Annotated in this window: 18 protein-coding genes and 1 other RNA gene; 9 read left to right on the top strand and 10 right to left on the bottom strand. The window is 58.9% G+C overall.

Going from position 1 to position 19,894, the window contains the following annotated elements; translation table 11 throughout:
• Positions 1-37: 37 nt before the first annotated feature.
• Both hflC and hflK read right to left on the bottom strand, forming a co-directional pair.
• On the bottom strand, positions 38-913 hold the full coding sequence (gene hflC, locus ACQK2Q_RS00475; protein WP_425407792.1) for a protease modulator HflC: 876 nt from the start codon (positions 911-913) through the stop codon (positions 38-40).
• Position 914: 1 nt separating this feature from the next.
• Positions 915-2,108 (bottom strand): FtsH protease activity modulator HflK, encoded by a 1,194-nt coding sequence (gene hflK / locus ACQK2Q_RS00470; RefSeq protein WP_425407791.1) that lies wholly within the window; start codon positions 2,106-2,108, stop codon positions 915-917.
• Positions 2,109-2,277: 169 nt separating this feature from the next.
• Between hflK and ACQK2Q_RS00465 the strand changes: the two genes are divergently transcribed.
• On the top strand, positions 2,278-3,426 hold the full coding sequence (locus ACQK2Q_RS00465; RefSeq protein ID WP_425407790.1) for a P-loop NTPase: 1,149 nt from the start codon (positions 2,278-2,280) through the stop codon (positions 3,424-3,426).
• 2 nt (positions 3,427-3,428) lie between these two features.
• Here the strand turns inward: ACQK2Q_RS00465 and ACQK2Q_RS00460 are convergent, their stop codons facing one another.
• From ACQK2Q_RS00460 to ACQK2Q_RS00445, 4 genes are all read right to left on the bottom strand, one after another.
• Positions 3,429-4,634 carry a nuclear transport factor 2 family protein gene (locus tag ACQK2Q_RS00460; RefSeq protein ID WP_425407789.1) on the bottom strand — a complete coding sequence of 402 codons (1,206 nt, stop codon included), beginning with the start codon at positions 4,632-4,634 and terminating at the stop codon, positions 3,429-3,431.
• Between the two features lie 158 nt (positions 4,635-4,792).
• Complete coding sequence (locus tag ACQK2Q_RS00455) at positions 4,793-5,326, bottom strand: dihydrofolate reductase (protein ID WP_425407788.1); 534 nt, start codon at positions 5,324-5,326, stop codon at positions 4,793-4,795.
• Entirely contained in the window at positions 5,323-5,811 is a 489-nt protein-coding gene (locus tag ACQK2Q_RS00450; protein ID WP_425407787.1) for an N-acetyltransferase family protein, read from the bottom strand. Before ACQK2Q_RS00450 ends, ACQK2Q_RS00455 begins: the two co-directional genes overlap by 4 nt.
• The gene (locus tag ACQK2Q_RS00445; protein ID WP_425407786.1) at positions 5,808-6,602 is read right to left on the bottom strand and encodes a thymidylate synthase; all 795 of its coding nucleotides are present in this window, start codon (positions 6,600-6,602) and stop codon (positions 5,808-5,810) included. The genes ACQK2Q_RS00450 and ACQK2Q_RS00445 overlap by 4 nt, the downstream gene beginning before the upstream one ends.
• Before the next feature lie 141 nt (positions 6,603-6,743).
• On the opposite strand from ACQK2Q_RS00445, the gene ACQK2Q_RS00440 reads away from it, so the two are divergent.
• Entirely contained in the window at positions 6,744-8,156 is a 1,413-nt protein-coding gene (locus tag ACQK2Q_RS00440; protein WP_425407785.1) for a hypothetical protein, read from the top strand.
• 8 nt (positions 8,157-8,164) lie between these two features.
• Here ACQK2Q_RS00440 and ACQK2Q_RS00435 read toward each other — a convergent pair whose 3' ends face one another.
• Complete coding sequence (locus ACQK2Q_RS00435) at positions 8,165-8,401, bottom strand: helix-turn-helix domain-containing protein (protein ID WP_425407784.1); 237 nt, start codon at positions 8,399-8,401, stop codon at positions 8,165-8,167.
• A 104-nt stretch (positions 8,402-8,505) separates the two neighbouring features.
• On the opposite strand from ACQK2Q_RS00435, the gene ssrA reads away from it, so the two are divergent.
• Positions 8,506-8,875: a transfer-messenger RNA gene (gene ssrA / locus ACQK2Q_RS00430) on the top strand.
• A gap of 483 nt (positions 8,876-9,358) precedes the next feature.
• A complete protein-coding gene (locus ACQK2Q_RS00425; protein ID WP_425407783.1) occupies positions 9,359-9,883 on the top strand; it encodes an SspB family protein in 525 nt (174 codons plus the stop codon).
• 1 nt (position 9,884) lies between these two features.
• Here the strand turns inward: ACQK2Q_RS00425 and ACQK2Q_RS00420 are convergent, their stop codons facing one another.
• Entirely contained in the window at positions 9,885-11,420 is a 1,536-nt protein-coding gene (locus ACQK2Q_RS00420) for a hypothetical protein (RefSeq protein ID WP_425407782.1), read from the bottom strand.
• A gap of 176 nt (positions 11,421-11,596) precedes the next feature.
• On the opposite strand from ACQK2Q_RS00420, the gene fumC reads away from it, so the two are divergent.
• The 3 genes from fumC to ACQK2Q_RS00405 all read left to right on the top strand — a co-directional run bounded on the left by fumC (position 11,597) and on the right by ACQK2Q_RS00405 (position 13,675).
• Complete coding sequence (gene fumC, locus ACQK2Q_RS00415) at positions 11,597-12,988, top strand: class II fumarate hydratase (RefSeq protein ID WP_425407781.1); 1,392 nt, start codon at positions 11,597-11,599, stop codon at positions 12,986-12,988.
• Positions 12,989-13,143: 155 nt separating this feature from the next.
• Complete coding sequence (locus ACQK2Q_RS00410; protein WP_425407780.1) at positions 13,144-13,365, top strand: hypothetical protein; 222 nt, start codon at positions 13,144-13,146, stop codon at positions 13,363-13,365.
• An 88-nt stretch (positions 13,366-13,453) separates the two neighbouring features.
• Entirely contained in the window at positions 13,454-13,675 is a 222-nt protein-coding gene (locus ACQK2Q_RS00405; RefSeq protein ID WP_425407779.1) for a ribbon-helix-helix domain-containing protein, read from the top strand.
• Here ACQK2Q_RS00405 and ACQK2Q_RS00400 read toward each other — a convergent pair.
• Positions 13,672-16,482: a hypothetical protein gene (locus tag ACQK2Q_RS00400; RefSeq protein ID WP_425407778.1), complete on the bottom strand. Its 2,811-nt coding sequence runs from the start codon at positions 16,480-16,482 to the stop codon at positions 13,672-13,674. The two genes, ACQK2Q_RS00405 and ACQK2Q_RS00400, sit on opposite strands and share 4 nt — an antisense overlap.
• Before the next feature lie 139 nt (positions 16,483-16,621).
• Between ACQK2Q_RS00400 and ACQK2Q_RS00395 the strand changes: the two genes are divergently transcribed.
• Positions 16,622-18,256 carry a chloride channel protein gene (locus tag ACQK2Q_RS00395; RefSeq protein WP_425407777.1) on the top strand — a complete coding sequence of 545 codons (1,635 nt, stop codon included), beginning with the start codon at positions 16,622-16,624 and terminating at the stop codon, positions 18,254-18,256.
• Between the two features lie 56 nt (positions 18,257-18,312).
• Here ACQK2Q_RS00395 and ACQK2Q_RS00390 read toward each other — a convergent pair whose 3' ends face one another.
• Positions 18,313-19,032 carry a squalene/phytoene synthase family protein gene (locus tag ACQK2Q_RS00390; RefSeq protein ID WP_425407776.1) on the bottom strand — a complete coding sequence of 240 codons (720 nt, stop codon included), beginning with the start codon at positions 19,030-19,032 and terminating at the stop codon, positions 18,313-18,315.
• 192 nt (positions 19,033-19,224) lie between these two features.
• Between ACQK2Q_RS00390 and ACQK2Q_RS00385 the strand changes: the two genes are divergently transcribed.
• The gene (locus tag ACQK2Q_RS00385; RefSeq protein WP_425407775.1) at positions 19,225-19,824 is read left to right on the top strand and encodes a superoxide dismutase; all 600 of its coding nucleotides are present in this window, start codon (positions 19,225-19,227) and stop codon (positions 19,822-19,824) included.
• Positions 19,825-19,894 lie beyond the last annotated feature (70 nt).

The following is a 19,894-nucleotide window of genomic DNA, read 5'->3' as shown; positions in this document are numbered from 1 at the left end:
CAAATGGGCGATTCGATGGAAAGCGCCAAATGTGCGCTTATTGGCGCTGCCCTTGTAAGTTATTGAAATACCGGAAAAATTCACTTTCCGGCGAGAGCAATATGGTGGTATCGCCTTGTTGCAGCGCCTCTTCATAAGCGAGCAGCGAACGATAGAACGCGAAAAACTCCGGATCCTTGCCATAGGCTTGCGCAAAAATGGCGTTGCGTTCGCCATCGGCGGCGCCGCGGATTTTCTGCGCTTCTTCTTCAGCCTCAGCCTTGATTTCGATGACCTGGCGATCCGCCTGCGCACGGATCTGGTTCGCCCGCTCATTACCCTCGGACCGGTATTGCTGCGCCAGCTGGCGCCGCTCGGCGATCATGCGCTGAAAAACGGCTTCGGAGTTCGTCTGCGGCAAGTCGGCCCGGCGAATTTTAACGTCGATGATTTCAACACCGAGCGGGCGGGCCGATGCGGTGAGCTGTTCTTGGATGCGGCCCATCAATTCGCTGCGCCGCTCGGATATGATTTCGTCCACGGTGACGGAACCGAGCACCGCGCGCAATGAGTCATTCAACTGGCTGCTGAGACGCTCTTCACCAACCCGTTCAGTCCGCACAGACTGATAAAACCGCAACGGATCGATGATCTTGTAACGCGCAAATGCATCGACAATCAGGCGCTCCTGGTTGCGCGCGATAATTTCGGTCTGCTCCTGCTCCAGATGACGGTTGCGCCGGTCGATAAAGTTGACGCTCTCCGCAAACGGCAATTTGAATTTCAGGCCGGCTTCTTCGTACTGGTTTTTCGGCTCGCCAAAACGGAAGACAAGCGCGGAATGCGTTTCCGGAACGATAAACGCCGCGTTCAGGATAACGATCAGCAACAGGATAATCGGCACGATAATGAAAGAGAGAGGAAATTTACTCATTTTAATTGTCTCCCTGCTGCCGGTTGGCGTTCTGGCCGCGCCGCACCTGATCAAGCGGCAGATACGGCACGACGCCCGAGCCTGCGCCTTCTTCAACGATGATCTTGTCCATATCGCCGAGAACGCGCTCCACGGTTTCAAGATACATGCGCTGGCGCGTCACTTCCGGCGCTTGTGCATATTCTGAATATATCTCATTAAACCGGGCCGCCTGACCGCGGGCGTCAGCAGTGCGTTCAGCGGCGTAGGCGCCCGCTTCTTCAAGAATGCGTTGCGCCTGACCGCGCGCTTCCGGCACGACCTGGTTCGTATACTGACGGGCTTGCTGGATCGCAGTCGCCTGATTTTGCTCCGCCGCCTGAACATCGCGGAACGCTTCGTTCACGTCGCTGGTCGGCGGTTCGGCGAGCGTTAAGTTGACGCGTTCGACCTGAATGCCGGCCTGATAGGAATTCAGCGCATTCTGCATCAGTTCCTGGGTTTGCGAGGCGACTTCTGTACGGCCGTCCGTCTGTACGTAATCGAGCGTATTGCGCCCGACAATTTCACGCATCGCCGCTTCGCCGGTCATGCGCACCAGCGCTTCCGGATCGTCAATATTGAATGTGAATTGCGCGACGCCCGGCATTTCCTCGCCCTGCTCCGGGGCCAGGGAGGCTTTGATGCGCCACTGCACGGTAAAGGCGACATCGACGATATTTTTGTCGCCCGTCAGCATCAGCCCGGCGGGCAACTGGCCGGAACGGCGGTTTACCGCCGGAATCTGCATATCCTGCAACGCCTGAACCGGCTGCTTGACGACGCTCTGCACGGGCACAGGGATATGCCAGTGAAGGCCGGGACCTTTAACGTCTTCATAATCGCCAAAAGTGGTTACAACGGCCAGTTCGTTCGGCGCGACCTGATATATGCCGCTGAAGCCCCACAGCAATATGACTGCGCCGGCGATCAGTCCCGCTGTGCCGCGGTTCAACTGAAATCCGTCGCCGCCACCGCCGCCGCCTCGGCCGCCGCGCGGAAAGGCGCGTTTCAGGCGCTGGCGGGAGGCCTGCAAAAGATCCTCAAGATCCGGCGGTTCATTGCGGCCGCCCCCATTGTTCGAGCCGTTGCCGTTATTGCCGCCCCCTCTATTGCCTCTGGGGGGCTGTCCCCAGGGACCGCGGCCGCCTCCGCCGGAATTGTCTTGCCAGGGCATTCATGCCTCACTTGTCTGAATTGCGTCGTTCCGCGTGACGCGTGTCGCGCGGCGAACGGTTGGAACCTATCTGCGCCCGTATATATGTTACGCATCGCCCGGCGCAACGCGCCGAAGCCGCTTTCGGGCGCTTTTCGGCGATTTTTTGAAGGATTTCAAAGGCAAAACGGTGAGCGACTCCCTGATTTTACGCATACGCGCCGCACTGGCGGGCGTGAACAACCCGGCGACCGGCCGCAATATCGTCGCTGACGGTATGATCCATGGGCTGGGCGCCGACGCCGCCGGGCGGGTGCGCTTCACGCTGGCGGTCGATCAGGATGCAGACCGCGATGCAGCGGAAGCCTTGCTCGCAGAAGCCAAAAAGGCCGCCGGCGCCGTGAAGGGCGCAGCCGCCGTTACCGCCGTCGCCACGGCGCACGCGCCAGCCTCGAAAGCCGCCTCGAATTCCGCCGCTAAAACCGATTCTGGCCAAACTGACCAGCAAAAACCCGCAAGCGGCCCATCAGGCGGCCATCAAAACCCGTTTGGCCTGAAACAAAAACCGAAAGCCGAGGCGGCGGCGGAAACCCTCGCCGGCGTAAAATCCGTGATCGCCGTTGCGTCCGGCAAAGGCGGCGTCGGAAAATCCACGATCGCCGCCAATCTGGCTGTCGCCCTCGCCGCTTCGGGGCTGAAAACCGGATTGCTGGACGCCGATATTTACGGCCCCTCCGCGCCGACGCTGTTCGGGGTCAAGGACAAGCCTGTCATGAAAGACGGCAAGATCGTCCCGAGCGAAGCCTATGGCGTCAAGCTTATGTCGATCGGCATGCTGATCGATCCGGAACAGGCCGTGGCGTGGCGCGGACCCATGGTCATGGGCGCCGTGCGCCAGCTTATGAGCGATGTCGCCTGGGGCGAACTTGATGTGATGATCATCGACACGCCGCCCGGCACAGGCGATACGCATCTGTCGCTCATACAGACAAAGCGTCTCGCCGGCGCCGTCATCGTGTCAACGCCGCAGGAAATGGCGCTCGCCGATATGCGGCGCGGCGTCAAACTCTTTCGCCAGACAAAAACGCCCGTCATCGGCGTGATTGAAAACATGGCGTGGCTGGAGGGCGCGGACGGCGAGCGTCAATATCTGTTCGGCGAAGGCGGCGCCAGAAATGCGGCAGACGCGCTTGACGCGCCGTTTCTGGGCGCCATTCCGCTCTATCCCGATTTGCGCCAGGCTTCCGACGACGGCCAGCCGCTGGCGGCCCGAGATCATCCGGGCGCGGATGTTTTTAAAAAACTCGCGCAGGACATCACCCGGTTGATCGAACGATAGAATTACCCGGCGTTCTGCTCGCCGCTGGTGTGATCATGCACAATACGCCACGCGCCGTTATCGCGGCGCATGACCACCGTGAACACGCCGCTGGACGTCTCGCCGCCTTGCAACAGATTGAACCGGCCCGTGACCACGGCGACGTCGTCGGTGACAAGCTTAGGCTCCAGCCGTTCGAAACTGAGCTGGCCGAGCCCCTCGCCGCCGGCGTAGCGGTCGCGATAGCGTTTCATTGTGGATGACCAGCCGCGTGTGATCTCTCCGCCGGAGACGAATTTCAACTCATCGCTTTTCCAGTAGCCTTCCATGAAGCCTTCAAGATCGCCCTCGTTCCAGGCCGCCGCCTGGGCGTTGAGACTGGCGCGGATGATGTCGGCGGGCGTTCGCAGCGCATCCTTTTTTTGCGGAGCCGACGTTTGCGACGCTGACGCAGGCGCAGGCTGCGCGGCCAGCGGCTCAGCCGCATCGCTTTGCGCATCATCGGTCGCGGAAGCTTGCGTGACGGGAACGGCCCGGCGCGGCGTTTCTGGATCGGCGCCGGCAAATCGGCCGACCGGCGAAGGTTGCGGTCCGACACGCGGACTTTCGCGCCGCTCGCCCACAAGCTGCGCCGGACCGCGCGGCGCAGCTTCGGCCGCCGGCTGGGCCAGTATCTTGTTCATTTCGTCTTCGAGGGCGCCATCGTTTTCTTCGTCATTCGCCGCGACCGACGCCGGCGCCGGTTCGAACATAACGGGGCCTGGCTGATCGGTCTCTTCATCTTCCTGCGGCTGCGCCGCCATACGCGACGGCTGGGCCAAATTCGGGGTTTGCGGAGACGCCGCCTCCGGCGCGGACGTTTCGGCGACGCGCTGTGTTTCAATCACAAAATCGCTTTCGCTGGCGCTCTGCGGCGCTGGCTCTTCCGCCTGGGCGCGCAAGGACGGCGACGCCGCGGCGCAGCTAAATCCCGCCGATGAAAGACGCTGCACCAGCGCGCGCGCTTTTTCATTGCAAAAAGCGTCGGAATTGTCCGCGTGATAGGGAACAGAAATGTTGCTCGCGCTGCGAGTGTAGCGGACATCACAACTCTGCCCGACCTCGCCCGGGGTCACGACCTCGATCGTGCGCGCATCGCCGCCGCGCGTGCATGTGGTATTGTATGATTGCGCCGCAACGCTCGCCGGGGCCAAGACCGCCGCCGTGATTATCGAGATCGCCCTGATCATGGCTTTCCCCTTCCCTTTGATTTTGCATCCGGGCTCGAAACGCCCCAGCCCTTCCCTCGAAACCTTAACGCAAGGCGGCGGGCGATAGGAGCATCAGGCGCTGCAAATTGCATTTTATCGCTTCAAGCCTGAACGCGGCGTCGCCAAAATCGTTAAAATCAAGGCTGTTTGGAGCGGATTCGCGAGCGCCGGTCCAGTATGAAAAATTCGCAAGCATACTCATTTTTGTCATTTTTCGGCGCTGATCCCTGCCGGGTTTCCACCCAATCTCGCGAATCAAGCGCCGGGAAATACGCATCGCCTTCAATATCAGCGTCGACGCGAGTCAGATAAATCCGGTCGGCGCACGCCATCGCCTGCCTGTAGATTTCACCGCCGCCGATGACGCAGATTTCTTCCGCATCCACCGCTTCCGCGCAAGCGCGACCCAGAATGAGCGCATCGTCAAGCGAACGCGCGATAAATGTTTTCTTCGACAGAAAGTCCGGACTGCGCGTCACAACAATATTGTCGCGGCCCGGTAAGGCCCTGCCGATCGAATCGAACGTCTTTCGCCCCATGACCAGCGGCTTGCCCATGGTCGTCTGCTTGAACCATTTCAAATCGTCGGAAATTTTCCACGCGAGGCCGCCGCCCGCGCCAATGACGTTATTGCGCGCCGCCGCAACAACAAATGTGATGAGCGGTTTCATGCGCGCGCTTTCTCCGCCAGTTCGGCAAGCGCGCCGCCGGTCAGGCGATAAACAGTCCATTCATCCATGGCCGCCGCGCCGATGGATTTATAAAAATCGATCGCCGGTTTGTTCCAGTCGAGCACCGACCATTCCATCCGCCCGCAATCGCTTTTCACGGCGATTTCCGCAAGGCGCGCCAGGAGCGCCCGTCCCGCGCCGCAACCGCGTTCAGCTTCGCGCACATACAGATCTTCAAGATAGAGCCCGTGTTTTCCGAGAAATGTTGAATAGTTGAAAAAATACAGTGCGAAACCAATCGCCTCGCCGTCATTTTCAGCAATCAGGGCAAAGACTTTCGGGTTGTCTGCAAACAAGGTCGCGGTGAGATCGCTTTGCGTCGCCACAGCCTCGTGCGCAAGCTTTTCGTAAGCTGCAAGTTCGCTGATAAAGGAAAGAATGATCGCTTCATCGCCGCTCACCGCCTGGCGAATTGATAGCGTCATACCGCCACCGGCGCTTTGATATGCCCCTGCGGTGCATAATTTTCAAAGACGATATCGTCGAAAGTAAAATCGAAAATGCTTTTTACATCCGGATTGAGCCGCAACGCCGGCAATTGTCCGGGCTCGCGCGCGAGTTGCTTTTGCGTTTGTTCGATATGGTTCGAATATAAATGCGCATCGCCGAGCGTGTGCACGAATTCGCCGGGCGCCAGATTGCAAACCTGCGCCATCATCGCCGTCAGCAACGCGTATGACGCGATATTGAACGGAACGCCGAGAAACACATCGCCTGATCGCTGATAGAGCTGGCAGGACAGTTTTCCCTCCGCGACAAAAAACTGGAACAAACAATGGCAGGGCGCCAGCGCCATCTTGTCGATGTCGGCGGGGTTCCAGGCCGTCACCACGAGCCGGCGGGAGGCGGGATTGGTCTTGATCTCATTGACGACCCATCTGATCTGATCGATGGCGCGCCCGTCCGGCGCCGCCCATGAACGCCACTGGCGGCCATAGACCGGCCCCAGCTCTCCGCGCTCATCAGCCCACTCATCCCAGATCGATACGCCGTTTTCTTTCAGATACCGGATATTGGTGTCGCCGGCGAGAAACCACAATAATTCGTGCACGATGGATCTGGTGTGCAGTTTTTTCGTCGTCAGCAGAGGAAACCCTTCGCCGAGGTCGAACCGCATCTGATGACCGAATACGGCGCGCGTGCCGACGCCGGTCCGGTCGAGGCGCTCATCGCCCTCATTGAGTACGCGCTGCAGCAAATCCAGATATTGACGCATGAATGTCTTGCGAATCCCTTGTTTCGTCCGGCAGTTTAGCTGATGCGCCGCCAAGTCCAACCATGGGTATTCCGCCGCTTTTTTCCACATGGCTTCGCATGCTATGGTGCCGACCGGGGCAACGGGAGGGAACAGGCGTCCATGACAGCAACCGCCAACACTGCGCCGCCGCGCGATACAGGCAAAGGGCTTGCCCTGCCGGGGCTTATCGTGGGGCTGCTCACGGGGTTCGCCGCTTACGGCATCGCCGAATTCTGGATCGACGGACGCGATGAAAACGCGCTGGGGATCACGGCGCTGTTTTTCACAACCACCGCCGCGGCCGCCTATCTGCTGCTGGCGGAAAGAGGCGCCTTCCTGAAGGCTATCGGCGGGGCCGTCTTCATCGCCGCCCTGCTTGCGCCGTCCGATTTTTTCATGGCCAGGGTTGCTGGCGCTGATACGAACAACCTTGCGGAGTTCCCGACGCTCTTCTGGTTTTTTATAAGCCGGGGCCTTGCGGCGTATCTTCTTGTGACGCTGATCAAGGCAGGCATGACTTCCGGCGCGCCGCCCGCTTATGCGCATGTGTTTTTTCACGGCCTGACCATGCCGCTGATTGCAGGGGGCGCCAAACTGTTCGCCGCTCTCGCGCTGGTCCTTCTGTTTGCTTGGGCGCGGCTGCTGAAAGAACTGGATGTCAATTTTTTCAATGATCTGTTTCAGGAGCCCTGGTTTTTGTTGCCATTCCTCGGCGCTATCGGCGGACTTTCGATCGCGCTGATGCGCGGCCTGCAATCGGTTCTTGGCGCGTTGCAATATGTCCTCCTTCTGCTGTGCCGGATTTTGATGATCATCACCGCCGTTTTCACCGTAACGCTTTTGCTGGTCATTGCGCTGAAAGGCGTGGCGCTGGTGTTTGACAGACCTTATCCCAGCGCCTGGATGATGGGGCTTTCGCTTGTCGGCATGCTGATATTCAACGGGGTCTACCAGAATGGCGAAGGCGGACCGCCGCCGCTCTGGCTGCGCATTCCCACCCTGATCACGCTGATCGGCTTTCCGGTTTATACGCTGATCGCGTTCTACGCCTTCTGGATCAGGATCGACGATTACGGCCTGACGCCGCCGCGCATTGCGGGGCTCGCCGTCAACGGATTGATCGCGGCGTATTCCGTTGTCTGTTTCGCCGGGCTGGCGACCGAATTGAACTGGCGCGGCAAAAAATGGATGCCGCTGGTGGGCTCGCTCAACACGGTAATGGCGGCGTTATGGGTGCTTGTCCTTGTGACGCTGGCGAGCCCCTTGGCGAACCCCTGGGCCATCAGCGCAAAAAGCCAATATGCGCTCATCGCCGGGGAGCGGATTGCGATTGACGAATTTGACTTCGGCTATATGCGTTTCAAGCTCGGCAAATACGGCGACCGGGCGCTGGAAAAAATGCTGACGCTAGACGACCACCCCGAAATCGAGGCGATCCGCGCCGGCGTAAAACGCGCGCGGTCCTCAAAAAATTACTGGGAATATCAAAATGTTGACCTTGAGCCGGCGCCGGAAAACGACGGCGGCGGATAGAAAATCTGCTAGCCGTCTTTTTTCAGCATGTGAATTTTGCGGCTCGGCCCATTATAATCTTCAACGCCCTGGCTCAAGGCGTAACAGGCCAGACGGACGGCGCGCGGTATTTTGACCTGATCGCCGTCGCGTTCGCCTTTTTCATAATACTGGATCATGCGCCGTTTCAGACCGAGAACCTGTGCGGCGTCTTTCTGGGACAGGCCCAGCGTCTTGCGCCATTTCTTGAAATCGCCGGCTTCCATCCTGTCCGCCCGATGCCCCCGCACAATGTGCACGCATGGCGCACATACTGCATGGATGTAACAGAATCTTGACATTAATGGTGATTTTCGACGGTTTTCGCTGTGACATTTGAAAATCCGCGATCTTTGCTTATATTCAGATCGTCTGCGCAAGCGGACTATGGCGATAAATGACGCGTGCAATAAGCGTATCGGACCCGGGGGCGGTACCCGGCGGCTCCACCAAAGTCTCTCTCCCCTCTCAATGAAGGGGAGATTTTGACGGGGCCGAACTAGGATCGACGAGCGTGTAAAGACGATGTTTTCGCCCGGGTTGCCTCCGTTATTTGGCTAAACTTGAATAGTTGCTAATGACAACCATTCGGAAGAGTTCGCTCTCGCTGCGTAAGCAGTGCGAGTAGCTCGCTTTAAAGTCCTAGCCCCTTTCCAAGGCTAGGCGGGGCCCCCCGGCGCCTGGCAACAGAAGCCGGGACTATTATTTCCGATAACCTTATTACAAATACATTCCCGGGCGCCGGGATTTATAAGATTAGCGCCCCTTCGGGCGCGGGGCGCCTGGCGCCAGAAGCCGGGACTATTATTTCCGATAACCAAATTACGAAAACACCCTCAGGCGCCGGGGTTTATAGTATTGCGCCCCTTCGGGCGCGGGGCGCCTGGCGCCAGAAGCCGGGACTATTATTTCCGATAACCTTATTACACATACATTCCCGGGCGCCGGGAATTATAAGATTAGCGCCCCTTCGGGCCCAGGGCGCCAGAAACGTAGGACGTTTTCTTTAGAGTTTGAAATTCACAGCCCGGCGGCGCTGGGTAGATGTTTATCTGGACCAGACAAGAATATCGCGCTGTCCAAGGAGCGATCCGGAGCCAGGTAAGCTTAACCCGCGCTTCATACTGGCCACCTGCGATTAACCCCGTTACAAGACAATCACGACTGCAAAAAGGCGAGGCACAGTGAGCGACGACGTCGAACTGGATTACGGCGACCTTATTCAGGACGCGCAAAAACGCGCCTACCGGTTTTTGATGCGCGATGTACTGAAACTCGTCGCCGAACTCGGTGACGCCCCCGGCGATCATCATTTTTTTATCGAGTTCGTAACGGAGGCGCCCGGCGTTTCCATCCCCAAGCATTTGAGCGATCAATATCCGGAACTGATGACAATCGTCCTGCAGCACCAGTTTGAAAATCTTGTGGTCTCAGACGAACATTTCGGCGTGACCCTCTGGTTCAAGGGGATTGAATCACGCCTTGAAATTCCTTTTGACGCAGTCACGCAATTCGCAGACCCGAGCGCGCAGTTCGGCATTCGTTTTGACGCCGACGCCGGGTCGGAGCCCGGTGATTCGACACCCGCGCCAAGCGAAGCAGCGGACAGCGATAATTTGCCTGAAAGCGACAAGGGTACAGACAGCAAGGCGGATAAAGACGGCGAGAGCGCCGACGTCGTCAGCCTCGACGCTTTCCGCAAGAAATAACTTATCCGGACGCGTTCGCCATGACATGCACGACGGCGTATTCGTCTTCATACAGACGGCGCCACCCTGGCAGATCATCGAGCATTTTAACGCGCGCATCGCCGGGACGGTAAATCGTCCAGCCGATATCGTACTCGCGGATTAACGCCTGAAGCGCCTCCGCCCCGCCCGCTGATCGCGCAGTCTCGATCTTGTCCATGAAACCGTTCTGATAAAGCCTGTCGGACCGGCCATCCACAAAGGTGGGGATTTTTTCAAAGATCAAGGCGCCGCCGAAGCTGTAACCGTTCATGGCGTTGCCGGTCACGCCGTAATCGCGCGCGGCGTTAATTGCGGCAAGGGGATAGGTTTGCCGCGGCGCCCACGGGGCGAGCGAAAACCCGCAGATCATCACAATGAAAAGCAGCAGACCGAACGCCGCAGTCGCCGTCGCCGCGTGTTTCGCGATCGCTCGCTCCAACCCAGACTGATCGATTTGCGCCGCCCAGGTCCGATAACTCATCAGCGCAAACTGTCTTGCCGCTTCAGGCGCGATCAACAGCGGCGCCAGCGTGAACAGAATATAGGAAAAGCGAACATGATTCAGATACATGTGCGCCAGCAGGCACAGGAACAGCACTGTAAACAACTGCAGCCGGATTCGCGTCGCCGCCGCCGCAGCGGCGCCGCCCAGCAAGGCGAATTCCACGAGCCTGTCTTCCTGAGCGGAAAAAGCGCGCCATTCGGCGATATAGGGCACCGCTTCATTATTCATGATAATGATCGTCGACCAGATCGCCTCAAACCCATAAGGGTGAATCATCGAGACAAACGGACAAAGCGCCAGAAAGATTATCCAGCGGTAGGTTTGCGCATCGGCGAACCGCCGGTGTTCGAAAAGATAGGCGAGAAATGTCAGCCCGGCCGCTATAAACCCGAATGTAAAGCTGCCATGCATGTTCGACCACAGGCACAAGACCGCGAGCAGCCAGAAGGACGGCGCCCTGCCGCGCCGGCCAGCGCTCCATACGCCGTACACAAACCATATGAGTACAGGCAGCGCGATAATGTGCGGGCGCGCCAGAAACGTATCGCCGCACAGCGCAAATGCCGCCACAGCGACGCCGGCCGCATAAACAGGTTTTACTGCGCCGGAAAGCGGCCAGTAAACTTGCATTAGAACAATCAGGAGTACGCCCGTCGTCAACAACACCACGCCGTTCCAGCCGCCAAGGGCGTAGGCGGCGAACAGGATGGCCTGTGACAACCACTCTTTTGCGATCCACGGCTCTCCGGCGAAACTGTGAGAATAAGGATCGAGATGCGGGAAAGCCTTTTCATCCCACAGATCGCCGCCGACGCTGACATGCCAGAGCGTATCGGGATCGTTCAGAAACGCCTGCCCCGCCGCCAGCAATCCGGTCCCGACAATCAATGTTAGGAAAGCGCCGAGGGCCAGCCTGATTCTCAGCGCCGGCGAGAGACCGGAAAAACCGGTGAATCGATTGACGCCGCCTGAACGGAGGGCCGGTTTTACGCCGATTGTCTGTTCCATCATTCTGTCCGCCGGAGTTGATCCGCACGATAGAACGCAATCGTTACCCTTAATTTAAGCTTAAACGTCCATGGACCAGCGGGATTTGCCCCCGCATTGCAAAGTCTTGCCCTTGCCGCGGCGCGTCGGTAAACCGCGCCCATACCGATCCCGCATAAACCAATTCAAGAGGCGCACCCTTGGCAGATACCCGCACCGAATCCGACAGTTTTGGAAAGCTTTCCGTTCCGGCCGACAAATATTACGGCGCGCAATCCGCCCGTTCGCTGATCAATTTCCCGATTGGCGACGAAACCATGCCCGCCCCGATGATTCGCGCCCTGGGCGTCGTCAAACTCTGCGCCGTGCGCACAAATATGAAACTGAAATCCATGCCGTCAAAAACCGGCAAAGCAATTGAAAAGGCCGCGCGCGAGGTCGCCGAAGGCAAGCTCAACGATCATTTTCCGCTGTCGGTCTGGCAGACAGGCTCCGGCACGCAATCGAACATGAACACCAATGAGGTGATCGCCAACCGGGCGATTGAAATTCTTGGCGGCGAGATTGGATCAAAAGACCCGGTCCACCCGAACGATCATGTAAATATGAGCCAGTCGTCAAACGATACATTCCCGACGGCGATGCACATTGCGGCGGCGGAAGAAATCAATCACACGCTCATTCCGGCGCTTGAGCATTTGCACGCCGCGCTTTTCGCCAAACAGAAGGCTTTTGCGAAAATCATCAAAATCGGGCGCACGCATCTGCAAGATGCGACGCCGGTAACGCTCGGCCAGGAATTTTCCGGCTATGCAGCCATGGTGAAAAACGGAATGAAACGCGCCAAGGGCGCCTTGCCCGCGCTTTACAGCCTGGCGCAGGGCGGTACGGCGGTGGGCACCGGCGTCAATTCCAAAAAAGAATTTGCTAAAACATTCGCCGGCCATGTCGCCGATTTCACGAAGCTTCCTTTCGTCACGGCGCCGAATAAATTCGAGGCGCTGGCGACCCACGACGCCATGGTGGAAGCGCATGGCGCGCTCAACGAAATCGCCGTCAGCCTTTTCAAGATCGCGAACGATATCCGGCTGCTGGGGTCAGGTCCGCGTTCAGGCCTTGGCGAAATCTCGCTGCCGGAAAACGAACCGGGCTCTTCCATCATGCCGGGTAAGGTCAATCCGACTCAGTGCGAGGCCCTCACCATGGTGTGCGCGCAGGTAATGGGGAATAACGCCACGGTTTCCTTCGCCGGCAGCCAGGGACATTTCGAGCTGAATGTTTTCAAACCCGTGATCGCCTACAATACCCTGCAATCGATCCGGCTCATCTCGGATTCAGCCCGCGCCTTCACGGATAAATGCGTTACCGGGATCGAAGCAAACGAAGACCGAATCAAATCGCTGATGGAACAGTCCCTGATGCTGGTGACGGCGCTGGCGCCCGAAATCGGTTACGACAACGCCACTAAAATCGCCAAGACAGCGCACAAAAATGGGACAACGCTGAAAGAGGAAGCGGTTAATCTCGGCTTTGTCAGTGCTGGCGAATACGACCGGATCGTGAAACCGGAAAAAATGATCGGTCCTAAATAGATCAGCGCCGCCAGCAGCTTAGCGAAAATTCTTGGACGGTCGCAAAATCGGCGCTTTGCTTGGACCGGATCTTGCCTAATCATCATCCAGGACCCGCTGGAATCAGGCGAAGACGCAATGGGTCTGTATGATTTTGGGACAAGGACGATACACCGATGGCGGACACAAAACTCACCGAGAACCAGCTCCGGCTGCTGCTTGCACAATTCCTGTTTGCGCATGACGTGGACATTGAAGCGCTTTACGGCGCGCTTGGCGCAGACCTTTCCAGCGCTGATGCGGAAGCTGTTTCGCACATGGCCGGTATTATCGACGGCGTGACGCTCGCGACTTCAAAAATTCGCGCACACGGTCTCGACAACTGGGCCAAGGGCTGATCACAGACTTTTCGTTTTTTTGCTTGCGCCGCGCGCGCGAACCGGTTTCCTCAGTGGGGGTATGCGAGGGAACCGGTTTCGCCTTTTTATGATGCAAAAACGATCCATAAGCCTCAAAGGCCATCGCACCAGCATCGCGCTGGAAGCGGAATTCTGGGCCGCCATCGAAAAAGTCGCCATTGAAGAGCAACGCACGCTGCCGTCGCTCATTTACAGGATTGACCGGGACAGGCTGACGCAAACGCCGCCGCCGGGACTGGCCTCGGCGATCCGCGTATACATCCTGAAAAAGCTTTCTCCGTCTGACTAATTCGCCGCCTGGATGGACGTCGTCGTACACGGACGGCCAAGCACTAGGCTCGCATAAGCCCGGCTGATCTCGTCTGCATAGCCGCGCATCATTGGCCGCACCTGCTCGAATTTTTGAACGCCGGCGGCGCGGGCAAGCAGGTTTCCAAACCGGCGGCGCACCGGCGTTCTCGTCGGATCGCTCCAGCCGGACAAAGCGCGCACCATTTGCAGCCGCGCCCAGAATGCGCGCGCTGACGCCAGGGTTTGCGCCGCATCCTCGGAAATCAGCCCCGATCGCGCCATTGCTTCCAGCGCTTCCGCCGGATGAGTGTCCTGCACGAAAGGATGCGCGGACGCGTATTTGTAAATCAGGGTGCTGATGACCAGCTCAACGTCGCAGCGTCCGCCCTCGATCCGGTCAATATCCCAGTCGCAGGATGGTTTTTCGCGGCGCATGCGCTGCGCCCGCGCCCGGTCAAGATCACGGAATAAGATGTCGGCGCGGCGCGCGCCCGCAACTGCGCTGCGCAATGCGTCCTGCGCCGTCGCGAAGATTTTGTCGTTACCTGCAATCACCCGGCCGCGGGCCAGCATAATCTGTTCGTGCGCGACCGCTTCCGACTGTACATATGATTTAAACGCCGCAGCAGACGGCACGATCGGGCCGGAAACGCCGGCGGGGCGATGACTCGCATCGACGAAAATCTCGAACGCGCCCTGATCGAGATCGCTGATCGCGGCGATATAACGTTTGGCGAAAGCCTCGCCCGGCTCGCCAAGATCATCGCTGGCGATAAAGCCGATATGGGTCGCGGCGCCCGGCAGGTGGGGTCCTTCCGCCTCGAAAATATGCAGGGCGATCTTGTCGCCGGCGCCGGCCTCGGACGCTGGCGATTGCGCGCGTGCTATATGGAAAACATCCGCCAATGTGCGCAGGTGGATAGCGTCCATCGCTTCGACGGCCGAATCGAAAGGCGTCGCCCCACATGCGGCGCTGAACGCCACTCTCGCTATGGTCTCGCGCCGCCATGCGGCGATATCGGCGATGGCGTTTTGGCCAGTCAGCGCCGGCGGCGTAAATCGGGAAAGCCATTCCTGGCCGCTTTGCGGCGTCTCGGACCCTTGCGGTTCGAAAATGACGGACGCCGCGTCCGGGCTCGATGTCAGCGGTTCGATTACCGAGCCGAACGCGCCGAACGCGTTCACGAGGCCGTCGCGACGGGGCGCGCCTTCGCTCACGATCGCAAAAACGTCATGGTCGTGACCGGCGGTGCTTACAAGCTGGTCGAACAGGCGCACAGCATCATCCGGATACTGTGTTTCGCCGAAGGCGGTCAGAAGGCCTGGGGCGTGTGCGGAGAATTTCTTGTCGCCGCCGACGCCTTTCGCTTTGCGCGCCCAGCCGTCAACGGACTGGGAAAGACTGGCGCCGTTCAAAAAGCCCAGATCTTCGAGCTTGTCGGCGTCGCCTTCTTCAACACTTCCGCGATATAGCGCAACTTCTTCCTGGACGCCGTTTGCAAGCCGTTTCAGCGTGTTTGACGCATCGGTTTTGGCGCCGTCGAGCGCAGCGGCGAGATCGTCATGAGTTGAAAACCCGCATAAGAGCGCAAGCGCCGCTTTTTCATCGTCGCGTTCAGCCAGAACGGCCGTAGCGCCTTTTAACATCTGCAAACGCGCAACTGCGCTATGCGCCAGTTCCTCGCCGGCGATGAGACGCCGCGATACATCCATGCCCAGCATCCGCGCGCGGGCCGCTGTTTCGAAGACTTCACGCGCCGAGGCGGTGCGGAATACAGGACGCAATCCGCCGATCGCGAGCCGGCAAACGCCCGCCACACGGCGGAATACATCGCGTGGATCAGCTTCGCTTTTTTCCACAAAAGATTTAATGGCGTCGGGCGATACGGGATTGTCGCCCCAGACGATGTCTTCAATGGCTTCAAGAAAAGCCCCGCCCGCCGTCCGGTCGCCGGCGACAATACGCGCCCCGCCGAGCCAGATTTTCAAAGCGTCAGCCTGCGGGCCGGCCGCCGTCGCCTTGACGCGCGCCGCGCTGTCGGCAAATCCCGCGCCGCCGATTCCGGAGCCCAGCGGCGTGCGCAACGCATAGAGCGGATAATCGCCGGTCTTGCCCTCAAACGCTTCGCGCATTTCCGCGCCGATGCGCACGAAAATCCTGTCGGCGCCGCGCGCCGCGGGGTTTTTGAAAATATCCTCATCATAAAGAATGATGAAATCCAGCGGTCCGTATGGAGACAAATCTTCATGGGCAAAATCGCCGCCCGCGACAACGAAGACGCCGCGCAGGAAATTGTCGGCGTCTTCAACCGGCAACTCGCCGCGCTTGACCGCCGCCCGCACCAACCAGCGAAGGCCTGTTTCCACCATGCGCTCTGCAAAATCGACACGCGCCGCCGTCGCGTCGGCAACGCTCCACTCGCCGCCCATCTCCGCGATGGAAATGGCGACATCCACCCTGTTCTTCACCGGCGCCAGCGCCGCATGCAGCGCTTCAGGCCCGCCGACGCCGCGATCAAGCGCGCTCAGATCCCGCGCGGCTTCCGCAAGAACGGGAGACGCGCCATCCATCAGCGCTTTGGCGGCGGCGTCCGGATGCGTCATGCACAATTCCGCCAGCCTGCGCGTCGCGCCAAATATTCTCAGCATCAACAACCGGCGATCCGGTTGATCAAGCGGCGCGCCAGGATCGCCGCCCATGGAGTCCGCCACAGCGCGTCGCCATCGCTCCAGCGCCGCCGGCGCTCGTGCGGGATCGATTTTATCGGATGAATTTCGGGCGGAATGAGTGGCTGGAGCCGCCATAAACTTCCCCTGGCTTGCATGCGGTGAATTGGCGTTGACTTTCGCAAAGCAGGGTGAATTCGACGTTAAACAATTCATGACATTTAGACTTGTGCGTGAATGCTGATATGAACGCTTTTCGAAATGAACCTTGATCCTCATGCCGCGTAATGTCGCCCGAATCCTGATTTTCATGCGCAAATTGCGCCGGCGCACGCCAGACCTCGGCGTTTATAAAGTCTGGTTAATCGCCGTGATTATCGGCGCCGCCGGCGCTTATGGCGTCATCGGCTTTCGCTACGCTATCGACATGGTGTCGGTGATCGCCTTTGGCGAAACCGAAGGGGGCGTCGTCAGCGGCGCGTCTTCACTCCATTTTCTGCGCGCCTGGGCGGCGCCGGTCATTGGCGGCCTGGCCGTTTCGGCGCTGCTCTATCTTGCCGACAGGTTCAAATGGCTGGAGGGCGGGCGAGGCCAGGGCGTGCCCGATGTTATTGAAGCGCGCGCCGTTTCCGGCGGCCATGTCTCGCTTCGTTCAGGCATCGCTTCCGCAACCGTTTCCGCCGTATCTCTCGGCGCGGGCGCAAGCGCAGGGCGCGAAGGCCCGGCGGTGCATCTGGGCGCGACTATCGCTTCTGTCCTGCATCGCTATCTGGGGTTCAGCGCCAAACAACGCCGCGCCCTGATCGGCTGCGGCGCCGCGGCGGCGGTGTCTGCCAGCTTCAATGCGCCCATCGCCGGCGTTCTCTTCGCGCTGGAAGTGATTCTCGGCAATTATGCGCTTTCGGTATTCGGCCCGATTGCCGCGGCCAGCGTTTCAGCCGCCATCGTCACCCGTATCCATCTTGGCAATTATCCCGCCTTTTCCATACCGGAATACGGCGCCTCGGGCACTATAGACGTTCCGCTCGCCGCCATTCTCGGCTTGATTTGCGGGTTTATCGCTTCGGGGTTTTTGCTGACGACACAGCGATTGACAGTCGGCGTCCGCGAATTCGCCCAGAGGCGCAACATTTCCTATCTGCTCTTACCGCCTATTGGCGGCGTCGTGATCGGGTTTATCGGCGCATTTTATCCTGAAATCTTTGGCGTCGGATACGAGGCGGTAACCAAAGCGCTGCGCGGCGAATATGCAATTCCGCTCTTAATGATTCTTGTCCTGATGAAATGCGCCGCAACGGCCGTGACGCTGTCGTGCCGCTTCGGCGGCGGCGTCTTTTCTCCGGGGCTTGTTATTGGCGCTTTCGCAGGTGCGGCGTTCGGCGCCATTCTGGGCGTCGCTTTCCCCGGCCTTACCGCAAGTCCGGTCTACTACGCCATGATCGGCATGGGCGCCGCGGCCGGGGCTATTCTCGGCGCGCCAATCTCCACGACGCTCATCGTTTTTGAAATGACCGGCGACTATTCCATTACGATCGCGCTGATGGTGGCAGTCGCCATCGCCACGCTCGTCACACAGTGGTTGTGCGGACAATCATTCTTTCACTGGCAGCTATCAAGGCGCGGTTATGATCTTTCGGAAGGACCGCAAGGCATTATTCTGAAAACAATGCGCGTGCGTGAAGTCATGGAAAAAATGCCGCCCGGCGCGCCCTTGCCGGAAGAGGCCGATCGCCTGGACACGCGCGATTCTCTCGGCGAAGCGCTCGCAAAACTGAACGAAGCGGAAGAACACGGCTTACCTGTGGTCGAAACCGACGCGCCGGAAAAAGTCGTCGGCTATCTTTCTCGCGTTAAAGCGCTCGCTGCTTATAACAAAGCCTTGATCGAAGAAAATATTGAACATCACACTTAGCGGCGAACAGTAAAATCATTTGCGCTGTTTCGAACAGGATTGAACGAGGTCTCTGTTCAATAGGCGCCAAAGGCCATTGCGCGAAACATCCGCAGACGTTTCGTCGCCGCAAAAAGTGCGCCGGGGCCGCGCGCATATTTTCCTGTCAGGGACAGATGCAGGATCGCCGGCGAAACAGAAGCCGGCGCGTCGTTGAGCGCTCTGGCTTCGGCGCGCGCAATCTGCATGGCGCGGGCTGACGAGATATCACCGAGCTGCGGCGCTATTGTGCAGCCTTCACGCGCCATGGCGAAACCGGCGCCAGCCCTTCTGGCTGTGTCAGCGAGCGCTTCGCTTCCCTGCAACGCGAGCACGCCGACCGCATCAATGGCGCCGTCAGCATCCGCGCACCAGGTTTCCAACTCTTCGACGCTGGAAAATGACGCGCCGTATAAAGGGCGCGCATTGGCGTCGATCGCCCGCTCCAGCAGCGCTTCATATTTTTGATCGGCTAGACCCGCGGCGGCGATTTCTTCGACAACCGGGTGCGCGCGCGATGGTTTGCCGGCGCGAATTTCGCCGATCGCATCGCGCCACCATTGCAGGCGAATCTCGCCCAGAGGCGGTTCACTGACCGCTTGCGGCACCCGGCGCAATTCCGCATGCATGGCGTATAAAGCCAGCAGGATTCTTTGTAGCGGCTGCGGAGCATATCCTGCCGCCAGCCAGCGATCGTCATCCCGGGCGCGCACGAGATTCGAGCAATATTGCGCCGAAGAAGGCTGTGCGTCCGTCATGGCGCCGGCTTACATCTGAAAAGGAACATAGCGGTGAGAAAAGTGTTTCATAAAAAGCCTGCACGATAGGATTGAAAATTATTTAGATGCGCCGCGCGCCGCAACAATTCGACGCATACGCATGGCGCCAGCGCTTTATAATACATAGATCGGCGTTCAAGGTTGACGCAAAAGAAAGGAAAGGTTTTTTCAATGGCGATTACGCTTCCCGAACTTCCCTACGATAAAGGCGCGCTCGCGCCGCATATTTCGAAAGAAACGCTTCAATTCCACTACGACAAACACCATTCCGGTTATGTGGACAAGACAAACGCCGCAGTGAAGGGCACGGATCTCGACGACGCGTCGGTGGAAGACATCATCAGCGCCGCAAAGGAAAAAAGCGATCAGGGCCTTTTCAATAACGCCGCGCAGGTCTGGAACCACACATTTTACTGGGATTCCATGAGCCCTGACGGCGGCGGCGAGCCTACAGGCGATATTGCTGCTGCAATCAAGGACAGCTTCGGCGGATACGACAATTTCAAGGACGCCTTCGCCGCCAAGGGCGCCGGGCAGTTCGGGTCAGGCTGGGCATGGCTGGTCGTAAAGGACGGCAAACTCGACGTGACGAACACGCCGAACGCGGAAACGCCGCTGACCGATTCCGGCGTAACGCCCCTCATCACCATGGATGTATGGGAGCATGCCTACTATCTCGATTACCAGAACAAGCGGCCCGACTATATCAGCGCATTTATCGACAATTTGGTGAACTGGGATTTTGCGAACAAGAATTTGAAATCGGCGTAAAGCGTTTAGTTTCACGTTCGAAAACAGCAATTGAATATTAAAGCGGGCCTTTATCAAAGCCCGCTTTTTT

This window comes from Hyphococcus sp., from assembly GCF_965228385.1.
Lineage (GTDB): Bacteria > Pseudomonadota > Alphaproteobacteria > Caulobacterales > Parvularculaceae > Hyphococcus.
This window is presented reverse-complemented; position numbering and strand designations above follow the sequence as displayed.

Bases quoted from the DNA above. Each gene is read 5' to 3' on its own strand.
- hflC (WP_425407792.1), bottom strand. From the start codon at position 913: ATGAGTAAATTTCCTCTCTCTTTCATTATCGTGCCGATTATCCTGTTG.
- hflK (WP_425407791.1), bottom strand. From the start codon at position 2,108: ATGCCCTGGCAAGACAATTCCGGCGGAGGCGGCCGCGGTCCCTGGGGA.
- ACQK2Q_RS00460 (WP_425407789.1), bottom strand. From the start codon at position 4,634: ATGATCAGGGCGATCTCGATAATCACGGCGGCGGTCTTGGCCCCGGCG.
- ACQK2Q_RS00455 (WP_425407788.1), bottom strand. From the start codon at position 5,326: ATGAAACCGCTCATCACATTTGTTGTTGCGGCGGCGCGCAATAACGTC.
- ACQK2Q_RS00450 (WP_425407787.1), bottom strand. From the start codon at position 5,811: ATGACGCTATCAATTCGCCAGGCGGTGAGCGGCGATGAAGCGATCATT.
- ACQK2Q_RS00445 (WP_425407786.1), bottom strand. From the start codon at position 6,602: ATGCGTCAATATCTGGATTTGCTGCAGCGCGTACTCAATGAGGGCGAT.
- ACQK2Q_RS00440 (WP_425407785.1), top strand. From the start codon at position 6,744: ATGACAGCAACCGCCAACACTGCGCCGCCGCGCGATACAGGCAAAGGG.
- ACQK2Q_RS00435 (WP_425407784.1), bottom strand. From the start codon at position 8,401: ATGGAAGCCGGCGATTTCAAGAAATGGCGCAAGACGCTGGGCCTGTCC.
- ACQK2Q_RS00420 (WP_425407782.1), bottom strand. From the start codon at position 11,420: ATGATGGAACAGACAATCGGCGTAAAACCGGCCCTCCGTTCAGGCGGC.
- ACQK2Q_RS00410 (WP_425407780.1), top strand. From the start codon at position 13,144: ATGGCGGACACAAAACTCACCGAGAACCAGCTCCGGCTGCTGCTTGCA.
- ACQK2Q_RS00405 (WP_425407779.1), top strand. From the start codon at position 13,454: ATGATGCAAAAACGATCCATAAGCCTCAAAGGCCATCGCACCAGCATC.
- ACQK2Q_RS00400 (WP_425407778.1), bottom strand. From the start codon at position 16,482: ATGGCGGCTCCAGCCACTCATTCCGCCCGAAATTCATCCGATAAAATC.
- ACQK2Q_RS00395 (WP_425407777.1), top strand. From the start codon at position 16,622: ATGCCGCGTAATGTCGCCCGAATCCTGATTTTCATGCGCAAATTGCGC.
- ACQK2Q_RS00390 (WP_425407776.1), bottom strand. From the start codon at position 19,032: ATGACGGACGCACAGCCTTCTTCGGCGCAATATTGCTCGAATCTCGTG.
- ACQK2Q_RS00385 (WP_425407775.1), top strand. From the start codon at position 19,225: ATGGCGATTACGCTTCCCGAACTTCCCTACGATAAAGGCGCGCTCGCG.